This is a genomic window from Nocardioides albidus (genome assembly GCF_006335005.1).
Lineage (GTDB): Bacteria > Actinomycetota > Actinomycetes > Propionibacteriales > Nocardioidaceae > Nocardioides > Nocardioides albidus.
The window spans coordinates 223,739-239,029 of the sequence record NZ_VDMP01000025.1; the positions used below are offsets into that span (position 1 = coordinate 223,739).

Annotated in this window: 13 protein-coding genes; 11 read left to right on the top strand and 2 right to left on the bottom strand. The window is 73.3% G+C overall.

Features of this window, described 5'->3' with window-relative positions:
• Together FHP29_RS21760 and FHP29_RS14250 are read left to right on the top strand one after the other, a co-directional pair.
• A partial coding sequence (locus tag FHP29_RS21760; RefSeq protein ID WP_158296571.1) for a hypothetical protein occupies positions 1-539 on the top strand: 539 nt, incomplete at its 5' end.
• Positions 540-553: 14 nt separating this feature from the next.
• Positions 554-1,615 (top strand): hypothetical protein, encoded by a 1,062-nt coding sequence (locus FHP29_RS14250; protein WP_139623532.1) that lies wholly within the window; start codon positions 554-556, stop codon positions 1,613-1,615.
• A 21-nt stretch (positions 1,616-1,636) separates the two neighbouring features.
• Here the strand turns inward: FHP29_RS14250 and FHP29_RS14255 are convergent, their stop codons facing one another.
• The gene (locus FHP29_RS14255; protein WP_192904024.1) at positions 1,637-3,115 is read right to left on the bottom strand and encodes a CCA tRNA nucleotidyltransferase; all 1,479 of its coding nucleotides are present in this window, start codon (positions 3,113-3,115) and stop codon (positions 1,637-1,639) included.
• A gap of 52 nt (positions 3,116-3,167) precedes the next feature.
• Between FHP29_RS14255 and FHP29_RS14260 the strand changes: the two genes are divergently transcribed.
• From FHP29_RS14260 to trxA, 7 genes are all read left to right on the top strand, one after another.
• The gene (locus tag FHP29_RS14260) at positions 3,168-5,435 is read left to right on the top strand and encodes a DUF6049 family protein (RefSeq protein ID WP_275669444.1); all 2,268 of its coding nucleotides are present in this window, start codon (positions 3,168-3,170) and stop codon (positions 5,433-5,435) included.
• On the top strand, positions 5,432-7,162 hold the full coding sequence (murJ, locus tag FHP29_RS14265; protein ID WP_240044508.1) for a murein biosynthesis integral membrane protein MurJ: 1,731 nt from the start codon (positions 5,432-5,434) through the stop codon (positions 7,160-7,162). Before FHP29_RS14260 ends, murJ begins: the two co-directional genes overlap by 4 nt.
• 68 nt (positions 7,163-7,230) lie before the next feature.
• On the top strand, positions 7,231-9,144 hold the full coding sequence (locus FHP29_RS14270; RefSeq protein ID WP_139623534.1) for a protein kinase domain-containing protein: 1,914 nt from the start codon (positions 7,231-7,233) through the stop codon (positions 9,142-9,144).
• A complete protein-coding gene (sigM, locus tag FHP29_RS14275; protein WP_139623535.1) occupies positions 9,137-9,886 on the top strand; it encodes an RNA polymerase sigma factor SigM in 750 nt (249 codons plus the stop codon). The genes FHP29_RS14270 and sigM overlap by 8 nt, the downstream gene beginning before the upstream one ends.
• Positions 9,887-9,935: 49 nt before the next feature.
• The gene (locus tag FHP29_RS14280; protein WP_139623536.1) at positions 9,936-10,757 is read left to right on the top strand and encodes a hypothetical protein; all 822 of its coding nucleotides are present in this window, start codon (positions 9,936-9,938) and stop codon (positions 10,755-10,757) included.
• A gap of 140 nt (positions 10,758-10,897) precedes the next feature.
• Positions 10,898-11,872, top strand: a complete 975-nt coding sequence (trxB, locus tag FHP29_RS14285) for a thioredoxin-disulfide reductase (RefSeq protein ID WP_139623537.1) — start codon at positions 10,898-10,900, stop codon at positions 11,870-11,872.
• 48 nt (positions 11,873-11,920) lie between these two features.
• Positions 11,921-12,253, top strand: coding sequence for a thioredoxin (gene trxA / locus FHP29_RS14290; protein ID WP_139623538.1), 333 nt, complete (start codon positions 11,921-11,923; stop codon positions 12,251-12,253).
• 58 nt (positions 12,254-12,311) lie between these two features.
• On the opposite strand, the gene FHP29_RS14295 is transcribed toward trxA, so the two are convergent.
• The gene (locus FHP29_RS14295; RefSeq protein ID WP_139623539.1) at positions 12,312-13,004 is read right to left on the bottom strand and encodes a GNAT family N-acetyltransferase; all 693 of its coding nucleotides are present in this window, start codon (positions 13,002-13,004) and stop codon (positions 12,312-12,314) included.
• Between the two features lie 65 nt (positions 13,005-13,069).
• On the opposite strand from FHP29_RS14295, the gene FHP29_RS14300 reads away from it, so the two are divergent.
• Both FHP29_RS14300 and FHP29_RS14305 read left to right on the top strand, forming a co-directional pair.
• Positions 13,070-14,284, top strand: a complete 1,215-nt coding sequence (locus FHP29_RS14300; RefSeq protein WP_139623540.1) for a pyridoxal phosphate-dependent aminotransferase — start codon at positions 13,070-13,072, stop codon at positions 14,282-14,284.
• Between the two features lie 38 nt (positions 14,285-14,322).
• On the top strand, positions 14,323-15,102 hold the full coding sequence (locus FHP29_RS14305; protein WP_139623541.1) for a lysophospholipid acyltransferase family protein: 780 nt from the start codon (positions 14,323-14,325) through the stop codon (positions 15,100-15,102).
• The last annotated feature ends 189 nt before the right edge of the window (positions 15,103-15,291 follow it).

Genomic DNA, 15,291 nt, shown 5'->3' on the forward strand with positions numbered 1-15,291 from the left:
ACCTCGCCGACCTCTACGAGGAGACCGACCCGCGGCCGACGGTCCTCGGCTTCGACGACGGCGCGGCGTACTTCGTCACGGTCGAGGACCTCCGCAGGGTCGACCTCCGGACCGGCGCCGTCGAGGTGCTGCGGGACGACCCCCGCGACCGCGACGGGATCCCCCAGGACCTCGACCGCCTGCCCGCCGTCAGCCCGGACGGGTCCTGGACCATCCGCGACGCCTCCTCCGATCAGGACGGCCAGCACCTGCCCGCCCTGGTCTCCTCCGACGGCGAGGTGGTGACGACCACCTTGGACGTCGACGCCGCGGTCGCGGACCGGATGGGCCCCACCCCGTCGTGGGAGGTGGTCGCGTGGCTCGACGATGACACCGCCGTGGGCACCGCCGCCGTGCGCAGCGGCGTGATCACCTGGCGTGACGTCGTGCTCGCGTGCGAGGTCACGGACGGGCGCTGCGCTCCCGTCCCCGGCACCGAGGACGGCGTCGCGCTGCCCCGCAACTGGGCCCGCCTCCTCCAGACCCCCCTCCACCCCTGATCAGGAGCTGACCCGTGGATCTCAGAATCGTCGTGACCCTCCTCGTGTCGACGACGCTGGCCCTGGCCTCCTGCGGGGACGCCGGCGGGGATGCCGGCGGGGATGCCGGCGCGGAGGCGTGGCGCACCGGCGACGAGCGACTGGAGACCCGCGGCCTGGTGTGGGCCTCCCGCACGGAGATCCACCTCGGCGACGGCACCACCCTCGACACGGGCGACCCGGTCCGCAGCTATGTCGTCACGCCGGGCGGTGCGTACGTCGTACCGGACACCGGCACCGACGAGCAGCGGTACCCCGAGCTGGTCCGGGTCACGGCCCGGGACCGGCGCCCGCTCGGTGTCCGCCCCGAGCACGACAGCCTGACCACGTCGCCGAACGGGAGACATCTCGCCTTCCTCGACCGCGGCGGCGAGCGCGACGACTACGAGACGCCGATCGCGGAGGCGGTCGTCGTCGACCTGGAGACCGGGCGCGAGATCCACCGCAGCGCCGAGGGGATGGGAGACCTGCGGACCGACGACCTCGCCGATCTCTACGAGGACGCCCCGCCCGCCGTGATCGGCATCGACGCCGAGCGCGCCTACTTCCTGACACCGGGCGAGGTGATCGCGGTCGATCTCGACACGGCGGAGGCCGAGGTCCTCGACGACTCGAACGCCGGGTACCACGACGAGCCCTGGGCCGAGGGCCTCGGCTCCGAGCCGCCGGTGGACAGCCCCGACGGGGCATGGTCGATCGTGGAGGTGCCCTTCGACGACGCACCGCAGCTGGCCCGCACGGCCGGCGGACCGCCGGTCACGACCCGTCTCACGCCCGCCGACGTCGGCTTCGGGCCGTTCGAGCCGCAGCCCCGCGACCTCGTCTGGACCCTGGACTCGTGGCTCGACGAGACGACGGCTGCGGGGATCGCGCGGGTGAGCGCCTCCAGCGACGGATCGGAGACCTTCGTGATCGTCACCTGCTCCGTCCCGGACGGCGCCTGCCGCGCGGTGCCCGGCACGGAGGACGGCGCGATCCTGCCCGAGTCGCGGCCCGGCGGCGCGGTCGTTCCGACGCCGCTGCCGCGCACCCCCTGACCGGCCGGGCGCGGCCACGCCTCAGCGGCCCGCCCACCACTCCTCGAGCGCGGCGGTCGCGTCCTCCTCGGACATGGGCCCGTTGTCGAGGCGCAGCTCGAGGAGGAACTTGTAGGCCTCGCCGACCTCGCGGCCGGGGCCGATCCCGAGGATCGCCATGATCTGGTTGCCGTCGAGGTCGGGCCGGATCGAGGCGAGCTCCTCCTCGGCGGAGAGGCGGTCGATCCGCGCCTCCAGGTCGTCATAGGTACGACGCAGCCGGTCGGCCTTGCGCTTGTTGCGGGTCGTGCAGTCGGCGCGGGTGAGCACGTGCAGCCGCTCGAGCTGGGCGCCGGCGTCGCGGACATAGCGGCGCACGGCGGAGTCGGTCCACTCGCCCGAGCCGTAGCCGTGGAAGCGCAGGTGCAGCTCGACCAGGTCGCCGACGGCGTCGATCTGGTCGTTGCTGAACTTCAGCGCCTTCATCCGCTTGCGGGTGAGCTTGGCGCCGACCACGTCGTGGTGGTGGAAGGTGACCACGCCGTCGTCCTGGAAGCGGCGGGTCCGCGGCTTGCCGACGTCGTGCATGAGCGCCGCGAAGCGCGAGACGAAGTCGGGTCCCTCGGGCAGCCCGGCCCGGGCGGCCAGCCGCGGCTCCAGGTCGATCGCCTGCTCGAGGACCGTCAGCGTGTGCTCGTAGACGTCCTTGTGCCGGTGGTGCTCGTCGCGCTCGAGCTTGAGCGCCGGGAGCTCGGGCAGGACGCGGTCGGCCAGGCCGGTCCCGACCAGCAGCTCGAGGCCGAGACGCGGGTGGGGGGCGCAGACCAGCTTGACCAGCTCGTCGCGGACCCGCTCGGCGGAGATGATGGTGATCCGGTCGGCCATCGCGGTCATCGCGGCGACGACCGCGGGGTCGACGGAGAAGCCGAGCTGGGCGGCGAAGCGCGCGGCCCGCATCATCCGCAGCGGGTCGTCGGAGAAGGACTGCTCGGGCGTGCCCGGGGTGCGGATCACCCGGTGTGCGAGGTCGACCACGCCGCCGTACGGATCCTCGATCTCGCGGCCCGGCAGGCGCACGGCCATCGCGTTGACGCTGAAGTCGCGCCGGCCGAGGTCGCCGGCCAGCGAGTCGCCGTACTGCACCTCGGGCTTGCGCGAGGCCGGGTCGTAGGACTCGGAGCGGTAGGTCGTGACCTCCACGACCCAGTCACCCTTGCGGCAGCCGATGGTGCCGAACTCGCGGCCCATGTCCCACCAGGCGTCGCCCCAGCCCTTGAGGATCCGGTCGGTCTGCTCGGGGCGGGCGGAGGTGGTGAAGTCCAGGTCGTTGGACGCCCGGCCGAGCATGGCGTCGCGCACCGGCCCACCGACGAGGGCGAGCTCGTGCCCGGCGGCGGCGAACAGGGCGCCGAGCTCGTCGATCACCGGGGCGATCCGGTCCAGCTCGGCATCGACGGCGGCCTGGACGTCGACCAGCCGCAGCGGGGCGCGCGAGTCGGTCGGGTCCGGCGTGTCGGTCACGGGCGGAGAGTCTAGGCGCGAGCCGCACAGGGGCCCCTACTACCCTCGGTCCGTGGTCCGCCGTCGTTCTCGCCTGCTCGCAGGCTTGGCGACCGCTCTTCTGCTCGCGACCGGACTGCAGGCCGCGCCCGGTGAGGCGGCGCCGGCTGCGGCGACCCCCAAGCGCGCCGAGTACGACGCCCCGCTCGAGGTGAGCATCGACAGCCTCGACCCGGGCGTGCTGCCGCGCACCGGCCCCCTGGTCGTGACCGGCCGGGTCACCAACGTCGACCTGGAGACCTGGGACCGGATCAACCTCTACCCGATGTTCGGGTCCGGCGCGCCGTCGATGACCAGCGGGGAGGAGCTGGCCGCCGCGGTCGCCACCGACCCCGAGGCCCAGGTCGGCGACCGCTACACCGAGGACCTCGCGGTCCGCGCGGAGGTCGCGTCGCTGGGGCCGGGGGAGAGCGAGGCCTTCACGATCCGGATCCCGCAGCGGGTGCTGCGGCAGGCCTTCGCGAACCCGTCGACCGGCGTCTACTGGTTCGGGGTGCACGCCCTCGGCGAGAACGCCGACGGCCGCGACGAGCTGGCCGACGGACGGGCCCGGACCTTCCTGCCGTACGTCGCGCCGGGCGCCCGGTCCGGTCAGGGCGTCGAGACCGCCGTCGTGGTCCCCCTGCGGGGCCGGGTGGCGCACTCCGCCGACGGCGAGCTCGGCCGCACGAGCTGGTGGGACGCCGCACTGTCCCCGGAGGGCACGCTCGGCGGGCCCCTCGCCTTCGGCGCCGCGAGCGGCACCGAGCCGGTGACCTGGCTGGTGGACCCCGCGCTGCCCGATGCGGTGGCCCAGCTCGCGGCGGGCAACCCGATCCGGGAGATCACACCGGTCGCGACGGACCAGCCCCCCGGCAGCGAGAGCGCCTCGCCGAGCGAGTCGGAGAGCGAGAAGGACGAGCAGGACGACGGACAGGAGGACGGGGCCGGCGAGGGCGGGGACGACGCGGCCGAGGTCGACCCGGCCACCCTCGAGCCCGACAGCCCCCTCCTGCGCGCCGCGCAGTCGTGGCTGCAGCGGGCCGCGACCGTGCTCCCCGACGACACCGTCGCCGTCCTGCCGTACGGCGACCCGGACCTCGCCGCCGCGGCCGGCGCTCTGCCCAGCCTCTACGACACCGCCCGCCAGCATCCCGCGCCGACCCTCGGCTCCTGGGGCGTCGAGGGCACCCCCGTCGTCGCTTCGCGCAACGGCTACCTCGACGCCGGCGCCATCGAGAAGGTGGGCGACGACGCGACCGTCCTGCTGGGCGAGCAGGCCTTCGCGGCCGAGGCGTTCCCCGAGGGGGCGCCGGTCGGCGGACTCGTCGGCGACCGGCCCGTCGTGGCGACCAGCACCGCGGTCTCCCGCGGCGGCCCGGGCCCGGACGCCGCGCTGGCTCCCGTGGCCCTGCGCCAGCGGCTGCTCAGCGAGGCCGTCGTCCGGCTCCTCGCCGCCGGCGACGAGCGGCCCGTGCCGATCGTGGTCGTCCTGCCCTCCAGCATCGACGCGGCCGACGCCGAGGAGTTCTGGTCGGGGCTCGACCCGGAGCTCGTCTCGCTGGTCGACCTGCCGACCGTCACCCGCGCCAACGACATCGCGGCGGGGGCCGGCGACAGCGCCGAGCGGCAGATCGACCCGGACGACCTGACCTACCCCGAGGGCCAGAACGCCGCCCAGCTCGACAGTCGGGTGTTCAGCGAGGCCGGTGCGCTCATCCGCTCCGGCCGCTCCCTGCAGAGCATCCTCGGCGAGGGGTACGCGATCGGCGACACCCTCGTCGGCGAGGCGCTCGCCGGCACGTCGTACGCCATGCGCGGCGACGCCGACGCCGGGCCGCGGCTGGCCCGCTCCCGCTCGTGGGTGACCGACCAGCTCGACATGGTCAGCCTGGACGCGCCGCAGGGCGTGACCCTGTCGAGCAGCTCCGGCAGCTTCAACGTCGCCATCGGGAACACGCTCGACCACGCGGTGACGGTGCGGATCGAGGCCGCCGCCGACTCCGGCGCCACCATCAAGGCGGCCAACCCGATCGTGCTGGCGGCCAACAGTCGCTCGTCGGTCCCGATCAGCGCCGACATGCGCGGCACCGGGGTCCACAACGTGCGACTGCGCCTGACCGACGCGGACGGTACGCCGATCGGAGCCGAGGACGAGCTGCCCATCCGGTCCGGGCAGGTGGGCGTCGTGATCTGGGCGATCATCGGCACCGGCGCCGGGATCCTGTTCCTGGCGATCGCGATCCGCCTGGTGCGCCGGTTCCGCGCGGCCCGCCGCCCGAGCGCCGAGGACCCGGCGTGAGCGACCCCGCGGATCAGGCGGAGGACCCGACCGAGGTCGAGCCGGTCGAGGTCGGACGGGCCGGCGAGCAGCGCCGGATCCTCGCCAACACCGCGGTGATGGCGGCGGGCACGGTGGTGTCGCGGTTCAGCGGGTTCATCCGCTCGACCCTGCTGGCAGCGGCCCTCGGCATCTCGCTGCACGCCGACATCTTCACCGTGGCCAACACGGTGCCCAACATGCTCTACATCCTGCTCGCGGGCGGGGTGTTCAACGCGGTGCTGGTGCCCCAGCTCGTGCGGGCGATGAAGAGCGACCCGGACGGCGGCGCGGCGTACGTCAACCGGGTCATGACCCTGGCCGCCTGCTTCCTCGGCGTGGTGACGGTCGCGCTGGTGGTGGCGGCGCCGCTGGTGATGCAGGTCCTGGTCCCGAGCTACAACGCGCCGCACCTGGCCGAGCAGCGGCAGTCGGCGATCGACTTCGCGCGGTTCTGCCTGCCCCAGGTCTTCTTCTACGGCATGTTCGTGCTGGTCGGGCAGGTGCTCAACGCGCGCGACCGGTTCGGCCCGATGATGTGGGCGCCGATCGCCAACAACATCATCTCGGTGGCGGTGCTGGTGGCCTACCTGATCGCCTTCGGCCCGGCCACGCCGGCCGAGCAGCACGGCGCGTTCACGTCCGGACAGGAGGCCCTGCTCGGCATCGGCTCCACCGTCGGCATCGCCGCCCAGCTCCTGATCCTGGTGCCCTACCTGCGCGCGGCCGGGGTCCACGTGCGCCCACGCTTCGACTGGCGCGGCGTCGGTCTCGGCCGCACCCTGCACCTGGCGATCTGGACCGTGCTGTTCGTGGTCGTCAACCAGATCGCGTACGTCGTCGTGGTGCGCCTCGCGTCCGGCGGCACCGCCGCCGCCGCGGACGGCACCGGCATCACGATCTACTCCAACGTGATGCTCGTGACGATGGTGCCGCACTCGATCATCACCGTCTCGCTCGCGACGGCCATCCTGCCGCGGCTCTCCGCGTCGGCCGCCGCCGACGACCTGGCCGGTCTGGCGAGGACCCTCGGCAGCACGCTGCGCACCGCGCTGACGGTCGTCGTACCGTTCGCCGCGCTGCTGCCCTCGATCGCGCTCCCGCTGGCCCAGGTCGTGTGGGGGCACGGCGCGACGGCGCCGTACGTCCACCGCTTCGAGTCGTCGATGGTCCTGTTCGGCTTCGCCGTGATCGCGTTCACCGTCCACTACCTGGTGCTGCGCGGCTTCTACGCCCTCGAGCGCAACAAGGTGGCGTTCTTCGTGCAGTGCGCGATCGCGGCGACCAACATCGGCCTGGCGGTGCTGTTCGTGAGCCGCGTCGACCCGTGGGACACCTCACCGATGCTGGTGCTGGCGTACGGCGGCGCGTACACCGTCGGCGCGTGCCTCTCGTCCGTCGTGCTCCTCCGCACGCTGCGGCGAGGCGGCATGCCGAGGGGCGCGGTGTGGCATCGGCGGTGGTTCCTGGTGCGGCTGTCGGCCGCGAGCGTGGTGGTCTTCGTGGTCGCCCGGTTCCTCGACATCGTGGTCACCGACACCATCGTCGAGCTGGTCGGGCCGCACCCCCCTTGGCTGTGGGCTGCGCTGGAGGTGGTCGTCGTCAGCGCGGGCGCGGGCGCGCTGCTGCTCGCCGTGTCGCGACCGCTCGGTCTCGACGAGGTGACCTCGGTCGCCGACACCGTCGCCAGGCGGCTGAAGCGTCGTTGAGCCTCATCTAGGGTGGTGGGGTCGGAGGGGACAGTTTCAGCGGTCAGGGGATCGGCAGGGGGATCGAGGTGGCGGGGTCGGCTGGGTCGACGCGGTCGGGCGATGTCCTCGCCGGCCGCTACCGGTTGATCGACCTGCTCAGCGAGAGCGGGGGCGGGCGCTTCTGGCGCGCGCACGACAAGATCCTCGAGCGGTTCGTCGCCCTGCACGTCATCGCCCAGGACGACGCCCGCGCCCACCAGCTCGTCGAGGCGGCGCGCACGTCCGCACGGGTCCTGGACCCGCGGATCCTGCGGGTCCTCGACGCGGAGGAGGAGGACGGGCGCTGCTTCGTGGTCAACGAGTGGGGCACCGGCATCTCCCTCGACATCCTGGTCACCCACGACGGTCCGCTCACCCCCCGCAACGCGGCCTGGCTGGTCGCCGACGTCGCCGACGCGCTGTCCCGCGCCCACGCCGCGGGGGTGACCCACGGCCGGCTCAACCCGGAGAACGTCCTCATCGACCGGTACGGCGCGGTCCGCATCATCGGGATGTGCGTCGACGCCGCCCTGCACGGCCTCTCGCCCGGTGACGTCCAGGGCGACCTCGAGGACCTCGGCGGCCTGCTGCACTGCGCCCTGACCGCGACCTGGCCCGGCCCGTCCGGCTCGATCGTCCCCGCCGCGCCGCGCGAGAACGACGTCACGCTCAGCCCGCGCCAGGTCGTCGCCGGCGTCCCGCAACCGCTCGACGCGCTGTGGCGCGAGCTGGACCAGCGCGGCTCGGCGCACCGCTGGCGCCGGCGCGGTGGCGACCATCCCGACGTCTCCTCGGCCGCGGGCATCGCCGCCGAGCTGCTGGCGTTCGTCGGCGACCCGGCCGGGATGCCCGAGCGGCTGGCCCGGGCGATCCCGCCGATCAACGAGCTGCGGCCCGTCTGGCTGCCCGCCCTCGCCGATCCGCTGCCCCACGACGCCTCGCGCGACGACATCCCGGTCGTGCCCGCCGCCGGACCCGAGCTCGAGACCGATCCCGAGCCGGATCCCGAGCCGGACGCCGCCGATCCGGACGCCGCCGAGCCGCCCATCCCGCTGGTCACCGAGCTCCCCACCGAGGCCGGGCTGCCCGTCTTCGGCGACGAGGACGTCACCTGGCTGCGCACCCGCAGCACCCCGCCACCCCCGCCGCCGCCCTTCGAGGACCTGCCGGAGCGCCCGCTCTTCGCGCCCGACCCGCCGGACGGCGTACGACGCCGCCTGCCGCCGGTGCCCTCCCCCACCGGCACCGGGCCCGGCGCCACCGGCTTCTGGCCCTGGGAGACCGACACCGGCCCCGCCGATCCGGACGCGCCGGACTCGACGGACAGCCTGGAGACGGTTCCGGGGCGCAACTGGCTGCGCCTGGCGATGGCCGTCGCCCTGGCGGTGCTGCTGCTCGTGGCGGTCGCGATCGCGTTCAACCTGGGCCGGGGCCGGACCGTGCTCGGCGGCGAGCCGGAGGAGGGACCCGACAGCGAGGCCACCGCCGCGTCGCGGGCGGCGGTGATCGACGGCGTCCGGGTCGACGACCTCGACCCGCTGGGCGGGGGCGAGGAGAACCCCACCCAGGTGGGCAACCTCGTCGACCGCGACCCGCAGACCACCTGGCGCACCGACACCTACTACGACGACCAGCTCGGTCCGGGCGGCCTCAAGGCCGGCCTCGGCCTGGTCGTCGACCTCGGCGAGGCGCGCACCGTCAGCAGCGTCGAGGTGCGGATGGTCGACGAGGGGACCATGGACCCCAACCGGGTCGGGCTCCACGTCGGCGAGGGCACGACCGCCCCCACCCAGGCTCCCAGCGGGGAGCCGACCGCGACGGCCGAGGGCGGCGGACGCCTCGTCCTGACCCCGGCGGAGCCGGTGGAGGCTCGCTATCTCGTCCTGTGGTGGACCGCCCTGCCCGAGGTCTCCGGCGACTTCCGGGCCGCGGTCTCCGAGGTGGTGGTCCGTGGTGAGTGAGCCCAGCGAGCGCGAGCACACCGATCGGGAGCTGCTCGCCGCCCACGTCGCCGGCGACCCCGCCGCCTTCGGCGTCCTCGTGACCCGCCACCGGGACCGGCTGTGGGCGGTCGCGCTGCGCACCTGCGGGCACCCCGGGACCGCCGCCGACGGTCTCCAGGAGGGCCTGGTCTCCGCCTTCCGGCGCGCCGGCACGTTCCGCGGCGACGCGGCGGTGACGACCTGGCTGCACCGGGTCGTGGTCAACGCCTGTCTCGACCGGCTGCGCGCGGGGCGGGTACGCCGTACCGAGCCGCTCCCCGAGGACCTCGACGAGCTCGACTCCGGACACCGGCGCCGGGAGACCCCCGCCGAGGCCTCCGCCGCCGACCCGGCCGAGCACGGACTGGTCGTCGAGCGCCGCGAGCGGGTCCTCGCCGCGCTCCGCACGCTGCCGGCGGAGCAGCGGGCCGCGATCGTGCTGGTCGACATGGAGGGCTATCCGGTCGCCGAGGCGGCCCGGATCCTCGACTGCGCCGAGGGCACGGTGAAGAGCCGCTGCTCGCGGGGCCGGGCCCGGCTCGCGGCCGAGCTCGGCGACCTCCTCGAGGTCGGCGACAGCCCCGATGGCCCCGATGGCCCAGATGCCACCGAGGAGAGCGGGAAGGTCCGTCCGGCCGAGGACGCACGGAACCCCAGCGGGCCCCCGGACGTCGGATCCGTGACGCCCCGCGGTCCGCCCGCCGGGACCGCCGTCGACTGACACCCGCCCGTCCACCCGTCCCGTCCGGGACCCGCGCCAGGAAGCACCCATGAGCGACACCACCGAGCCGCTGTCTCCCGACGAGGAGGAGGCTGTCCGCCGCGTCCTCGCGGAGGCGGCCGGTCCGGTGCCCATGCCGGCCGAGGTCGCCGAGCGCCTCGACGGCGTCATCGCGGGCCTCGCCGCCGAGCGTGCGACCGGCCGGCTGGCCGGGGGCGTCCACGAGAGCCATCCCGAGGCGCCCGCGGTCGTCGTCCCCCTCGACCCGGCCGCGCTGCGCCGCCGGCGCCGGGTCCGGGTCCTCTTCGGGGCCGCGGCGGCCGTCGCGGCCGTGGTCGCCGGAGTCGGGGTCGTCTCGGACCGGCAGGGCGGCGAGGACCTGTCCGCCGCCCACGAGATGGCGAAGGACGACTCGGCCCGCGACAGCGCGGGAGCCCTCGTCGAGGGCGCCGACGGCGCCGGTGCGGACGAAGCCGAGCTCCCCCCGTCGCCGGAGGCGGCCGCAGCCCCCAGCGCCGACGATCGCGGCGGATCCGGCGCGCCGTACGTCGAGCCGCGCCGGGTCGCGACCGACCAGCCGGTGCGGGAGGTCCGGGTCCAGCACCTGCGCGAGGACCTGGTCGCGCTCCAGCACCTGACCCTGCCCCATCCCCAGGGCCTCGACTACTCGGCCGTCACCCTCACCGCCCCCGCGGACTTCATGTGCGAGCCGGCCGACTTCGGCCTCGGCCAGCTCATCGGGGTGCGCTACGACGGCAAGCCGGCCGTCGTGGCCTTCCGGATGCCGGTCGGATCCACCCAGGTCGCCGAGGTGCTCGCCTGCGGGACCGGTGACGTGCTCCACTCCACGACCCTGGCCGCGACCGGCTGAGCGACGGGCTGAGCGACCGCGGATCGAGGCATGCACGGTCCGCGGAATCCCACGGCCTACGATCGCGTTGTCGAAGTGTCCGTCGCACTGCGACGGCACGCCCATCACCAGCCCATCACCAGATCCGACCGGGGAGTCCCATGTCCGAGCCCGCCGTCCGCAACGTCATCGTCATCGGGTCCGGGCCGTCCGGCTACACGGCCGCGATCTACGCCGCGCGGGCCCAGCTGAGCCCGCTGGTGTTCGAGGGCTCGGTCACCGCGGGCGGTGCGCTGATGAACACCACCGAGGTGGAGAACTTCCCCGGCTTCCGCGACGGCATCCAGGGCCCCGCGCTCATGGACGAGATGCGCGCCCAGGCCGAGAGGTTCGGCGCCGAGCTCGTCGCCGACGACGTGGTCGAGGTCGACCTGACCGGCGACGTGAAGATCGTCAAGACCGCCACCGACACCTACGCCGCGCGCGCGGTGATCCTGTCCACCGGCTCGGGCTACCGCAAGCTCGACCTCCCCGACGAGGAGCGGCTCTCCGGTCGCGGCGTGTCCTACTGCGCGACCTGCGACGGCTTCTTCTTCCGCGAGCAGCACATCGCGGTCGTGGGCGGCGGGGACTCGGCCGTCGAGGAGGCGACCTTCCTCACCCGGTTCGGCTCGAAGGTCTCCCTCATCGTGCGCCGCGACGAGCTGCGCGCCTCCAAGATCATGCAGGAGCGCGCCTTCGCCGACCCGAAGCTCGAGATCGTGTGGAACTCCGTCGTGGAGTCGATCAACGGGGCCGACTCCCTGGAGTCGCTGACCCTCAAGGACACGGTCACCGGCGAGACCAGCGAGCTGCCCGCCACCGGCCTGTTCATCGCCATCGGCCACGAGCCCCGCTCCGAGCTGCTGGTCGGCCAGGTCGACCTCGACGACAACGGCTACGTCCTGGTCCGTCCCGGCTCGACCGCGACCAACATCCCCGGCGTGTTCGCCGCCGGCGACCTGGTCGACCACATCTACCGCCAGGCGATCACCGCCGCCGGCACCGGCTGCGCCGCGGCGCTCGACGCCGAGCGCTACATCGCCGAGCTGGACCACGCGGCCGCCACGGCCGGGAATGTCCCGGCCCAGGCGTAGGTTCCACTCCTCAGACGTCTCGTTCATCTCCCACTGGAAGGGGCCATCGTGGCCGACAACATCTCCGCAGTGACCGACGCCGAGTTCGACGCGCAGGTCCTCAAGTCCGACAAGCCCGTCCTCGTGGACTTCTGGGCCGAGTGGTGCGGCCCGTGCCGCCAGGTCGCCCCGATCCTGGACGAGATCGCCGGCGCCCACGGCGACAAGATCACGTTCTACAAGATGAACGTCGACGAGAACCCGGTCACCCCGGCGTCGTACCGCGTCACCGGCATCCCGACCATCAACGTCTACCAGAACGGCGAGGTCGCCAAGACCATCGTCGGCGCCCGCCCGAAGGCCGCGATCCTCAAGGAGCTCGACGAGTTCATCAACGCCTGACCACCGCTCGTCGAGCAGGTCGCGCAGCGACCGTCTCGAGACGCGAAGCCCTCGGCCCTCAGGGCCGGGGGCTTCGTGCTTGCCTGCGCAGGCTGCCGTGGAGCGAGCGGGGGACCGGGGCGGGCGCGGCCTTGGGCCGTCGTACGGCGTCCACGATCCGCTCCCAGGCGGCCTCCACCTCGTCGCGCCAAGTCACCAGCGAGCGCATGTCCATCCGCATCCGCGGCGTGCTCGGGTGCGCGCGCTGGGTCTTGAACCCGACCCGGGCGAGGAACTCGGCGGGTACGACGCACTCCGCGGTCCGCGGAGCGCCGCGACCGGTGCGCGCGAAGGCCTCCACCGCGCGGATGCCGTCGCGACCGACGAGGTCGCGGGCCATCCCCTGCACGAGCAGCCGCCCGATGCCCGCGCCGGTGTGCTCGGGGCAGACCCAGGCGGTCGTCATCAGCACCGCGTCGGGTGACACGGGCGCGGTGGGGAAGGCGGCGGCGCCGGGCACGGAGGACGCCGGCGCGTAGACGAGGTAGCCGACCGGGCGGCCCTCGACGAGGGCGACCCGCCCGCACGAGCCCCACTCGCGCAGCAGCTCGGAGACCCAGGCCTCCTTCTCCTGCGCCCGCTCCTCGGGTCCGAGCCGCTGGCGGTGGACCGGCTCGCGCTCCCAGAACAGGCAGGTGCGGCACGGCGCGCCCGCGTCGTCGTACAGGGCGCCGAGCAGGTCGAGGGTGAGGGGGACCGTGGTCCGTGCCACGCCTTCGATCGTACGCCTGTCGGCGCGCCGGAAACGGGTGGCGCGGACCTGAGAGGATGGTGCTCGTGCGCAAGATCCGCCAGAGCCAGAAGCTCCGCAACGTCCGCTACGACGTCCGGGGTCCGATCCTCGTCGAGGCCCAGCGCCTCGAGGCCGAGGGCCACAAGATCCTCAAGCTCAACATCGGCAACCCGGCACCCTTCGGGTTCGAGGCGCCCGAGGCGATCGTGGCCGACATGGTGCACAACCTGCCCGACGCCCAGGGCTACTCCGACTCGCGCGGCATCTACTCCGCGCGCACCGCCGTCGCGCAGTACTACCAGTCCCGCGGCCTGAAGGACACCGCCGTCGACGACGTGTTCATCGGCAACGGCGTCTCCGAGATGATCTCGATGGTCCTCACCGCCTTCCTCGACGACGGCAACGAGATCCTGGTCCCGGCGCCGGACTACCCGCTGTGGACGGGCGCGGTCTCGCTGTCCGGCGGGACGCCGGTCCACTACCGGTGCGACGAGGAGAACGGGTGGATGCCCGACCTCGAGGACATCGAGTCGAAGATCACCGAGCACACCCACGGCCTGGTGATCATCAACCCCAACAACCCCACGGGTGCCGTCTACAGCAAGGAGATGGTGGCCAAGCTCGTCGACATCGCGCGCCGCCACGACCTGGTCGTGTTCGCGGACGAGATCTACGAGAAGATCCTCTTCGACGACGCGGTCCACCACCACGCGGCGGAGGCGGCCGGCAACGACGTCCTCTGCCTCACCTTCAGCGGCCTGTCCAAGGCCTACCGCGTGTGCGGCTACCGCGCGGGCTGGGTGATGATCTCCGGCCCCCAGGAGCTCGCCGAGGACTTCCTCGAGGGCCTCACCACGCTCTCCAACATGCGCATGTGCGCCAACGTGCCCGCGCAGCACGCCATCCAGACGGCCCTGGGCGGCTACCAGTCGATCAACGAGCTGATCGTCCCGGGCGGGCGCTTCTACGAGCAGGCCATGCTGGCCGACCGGCTCCTCAACGAGATCCCCGGCGTCTCCTCGGTCCGGCCCCGCGGCGCGCTGTACTGCTTCCCCCGCCTCGACCCCGAGATGTACCCCATCGACGACGACGAGGGCTTCGTCATCGAGCTGCTGCGCGCCAAGAAGATCCTGGTCACCCACGGCACCGGGTTCAACTGGTTCGAGCCCGACCACTTCCGCCTGGTCACCCTGCCCGACGTGGAGGTGCTCGAGGAGGCCATCGGCAGGATCGCCGACTTCCTCGCCACCCGTCGCTGACAGTCGCATACGCCGCACGTGCCTGTCAGACTTCACCGGTGCGCGACATCACCTACCCGCCCGTCATCGTCACCGCCAAGGTGCTCTTCAAGCTGATGCGGCAGAAGGTCGTGGTCTCCGGCTCCGAGAACGTCCCCCGTGACGGCGGCGCCCTGATGGCGATCAACCACACCGGCTACATCGACTTCGTCTACGCCGGCGCCGGCGCCGAGCCGCAGAAGCGGCTGGTCCGGTTCATGATCAAGAAGGAGATGATGGACGCGCCGGGGGTGGGCCACCTGCTCCGCTCGTTCCACCACATCCGCGTCGACCGCTCCTCGGGCGTGCAGGCCATGAAGGACGCCCTGTCCTATCTCAAGGCGGGTGAGGTGGTCGGGATCTACCCGGAGGCGACCATCTCGCGCTCCTTCGAGATCAAGGAGCTCAAGTCCGGCGCGGCGCGCATCGCGGCCGACGCGGGCGTCCCGCTCATCCCCGTGATCGTGTGGGGGGCCCACCGGCTGATGACCAAGGACCACCCGAAGGACTTCTCCCGCTCACCGAAGACCATCGTCGTCAAGGTCGGCGAGCCGATGTACCCCACCGGCGAGGACGTCGACGCCGAGACCGCCGAGCTGCGCGCCGCGATGCAGCGGATGCTCGACGAGGTGATCGCGGACTATCCCGAGGCCGAGAAGAGGCCGGGCAGCTGGTGGATCCCCGCCCGCTTCGGTGGCTCGGCACCGACACCCGACGAGGCCGACGCCCTCGACAAGGCCGAGCTGCGGGCCCGGGCCGCCAAGCGGGCCGCCAAGGCCGCGGAGAAGAAGCGGGCCTGATCCCCGCCTTCGCCGAGTCGTGAGTGGCGGATGTTTCATGTGAAACCTCCCGGGGCGCAGCCATGATCTAGTGTGCGGCCATGTCTCTCGGGAGTGCCGCGCGCCGGGTCGCCCCTGCGCTGTTGTCCGTCCTGCTGCCCGTCGCCCTGGTGACCGGCTGTTCCTCGGACCCGGAACAGCGCCCGCCGA